This window comes from Nocardiopsis sp. NPDC055824, from assembly GCF_053616335.1.
Map to the genome: position 1 here is coordinate 1 of NZ_JBSHDN010000381.1, position 2455 is coordinate 2455.

A 2455-nucleotide genomic window follows, 5' to 3' on the forward strand; every position below is an offset into this window, starting at 1 on the left:
GTGCCACCGCGTCGGCGGCACCACGGCCCACTCTTTTCTCCTTGTCCGAAAAACCCAGCCGGGAGGGGAAGGCAGGCCTCGGTCAGGAGGGGGAACAGGGCCGTCGCTGAGGGAGGGGGAGACAGCGCGCGAACCCCGTATTCAATGGTTCCGAGTTGCGGCGGAGGGCACTCCGGGAGTTCCCGGGGATCCGCTGCACAGGTCTACATAAGCAGTGACCGGACGATTTGGCAAGAGGCCAGATCAAGGCAGGCAAGCGCTCTCAATCCGCACCCGGACCACATCGCGGCCGGCGCCGTCCCGTGGGCCGCCGCCCCGTGTCCCCTCCGTGTCAGCGGCCCGCCGCGTACCCCTGCGACGCGCGGGCGTCGGCGGCCGCGCGCAGCTCGCCGGTGTCGGGGTCGCGGGCCACGGCCGCCAGCCGCCCCAGTGACCACGGCTGCGCGACCTGCACCCGGTGCCCGCGTGCCACCAGGTCCGCGATCGTGTCCTCGCCGACGCCGGGCTCCACGACCAGGTCCCCGGGGACCGTCTCGCGCGGGTGGAACGAGCTCGGGAAGGCGTTGGTGTGGAACATGGGTGTGTCCAGCGCCTCCTGGAGGTCGTCCACCCCGTTGAGGATGCGCAGCAGCGCGGTGAACGTCCACTGGTCCTGCTGGTCGCCGCCCGGCGTGCCGATCGCCAGCACGGCCTGCCCGTCCTCCCTGGTGACCAGGGTCGGGGACAGGGTGGTGCGGGGGCGCTTGCGCGGGGCCAGGGCGTTGGGGGAGTCGGGGTCGAGCCAGAACATCTGGGCCCTGCTGCCGAGCGGGAAGCCGAGGTCGGGGATGACGGGGGAGCTGCTGAGCCAGCCGCCGCTGGGGGTGGCCGAGACCATGTTGCCGAAGGAGTCCACGACGTCCACGTGGCAGGTGTCGCCGCGCAGGTCCGCGGGGTTGGAGAGGGCCGCGTCGCGTACGGTCGGCTCCCCGGTCGTGCGGTCGCCGGGGGTCCGGCCGGGCACGTACAGGGGAGGCTCGAACGGGGAGCGGGCGCCGACGCGGCCGGGCCGCTGCTCCATGCTGGCGCGGGCGTCGTCGACCAGGGCGGCGCGCCCGGCGGTGTAGTCGGAGCCGAGCAGCTCCTTGAGGGGGACGTCGGTGAAGTCCGGGTCGCCGTACCAGGCCTCGCGGTCGGCGAAGGCGAGCTTGGCCGCCTCGGCCACCCGGTGGACGAAGTCGGCGCTGATCCCGTCGCGGACGTCGTGGCCGGTGCCCAGGGCCTCCGCCAGCCGGAACTGCTGGAGCATGGTGGGGCCCTGGCCCCACGGGCCGGTCTTGTGCACGGTGTGGGCCCCGTAGGCGACGCCGACCGGATCCTCGTAGGAGGCGCTCCAGTCGGCCATGTCCTGGGCGGTGAGCAGGGCGCGCTGGGGCTCGCCCGTGCCGCTGGGGACGGGAGAGGCCAGGAACTCGCCGACCGCCCCGGCGACGAAGCCCTGCGACCAGGCCCTGCGCGCCGCCTCGATCTGCTCCTCGCGGTCGCCGCCGACCCCCTCGGCCTCGGCGACGATCCGGCGGTAGGTGGCCGCCAGTGCGGGGTTGCGCAGCCGGGAGCCGGGCGCGGACGCCGTTCCGTGGGGGAGGTAGACGGCGGCCGAACCCGCCCAGTGCCGGGAGAAGACGGGGCGCAGGGCGGTGACGGCCGCGGCGATCCGGTCCAGGACGGGGTAGCCGCGCTCGGCCAGCCCGATGGCGTGGTCGAGGACGTCGCGGACGGTCATCGTGCCGTGGTCGCGCAGGAGCAGCATCCAGGCATCGAAGGCGCCGGGCACGGTGGCGGCGAGCACGCCGCTGCCCGGGATGCGGTCCATGCCCCCGTAGGCCTCGATGGTCGCCGCGGCCGGCGCCACACCCTGTCCGCACAGCACGCGGGGCTCCGCGCCCGCCGCCTGGAAGACGACGGGGACCTCGCCGCCGGGGCCGTTGAGGTGGGGCTCGACGACCTGGAGGGTGAAACCCGCGGCGACGACGGCGTCGAAGGCGTTGCCCCCGCGTTCGAGCAGGGACATGCCGGTGGCGCTGGCCAGCCAGTGGGTGGAGGCGACCATGCCGAAATCGCCGCGGAGCTGGGGACGTGTGGTGAAACCGGGCATCTGAGCGGGCCCTTCCTCGGGGGTGGGGGATGGCGGTCGCCATCGGTGTCCTGGGCCGGGGAGCCCCGGACGGGGGCGGTGACGGGGCGGTCGGCCGTGGTCGCCCGGCCGCCGACATGGAGGTGACGGTACATCATGGGATGTTCCCGCCCGAGGGGGTCGGGGAGGGACCGTCCACCGGTCCGCGGTCCTCCTCCCCGCGTCGTCCACAGAAGGAACCCGGGGCTCGTGCATCGCACCGGCCCCGGGTTGACTTGACGTAGGGGGTCCCCAGGGGGCGTCCGCACCGTGCTGCCCGGCACCCGCCCGGCGCCGGGCGGG

At 74.6% G+C, this 2455-nt stretch carries 1 protein-coding gene; it reads right to left on the reverse strand.

Going from position 1 to position 2455, the window contains the following annotated elements; genetic code table 11:
• Window positions 1-331 precede the first annotated feature (331 nt).
• On the reverse strand, window positions 332-2134 hold the full coding sequence (locus ACWGL3_RS31995) for a gamma-glutamyltransferase family protein (protein ID WP_267946091.1): 1803 nt from the start codon (window positions 2132-2134) through the stop codon (window positions 332-334).
• Between the last annotated feature and the right edge of the window lie 321 nt (window positions 2135-2455).

What these genes read in the sequence shown, in the direction of transcription:
- ACWGL3_RS31995 (WP_267946091.1), bottom strand. Translation starts at nt 2,134, where the DNA reads ATGCCCGGTTTCACCACACGTCCCCAGCTCCGCGGCGATTTCGGCATG.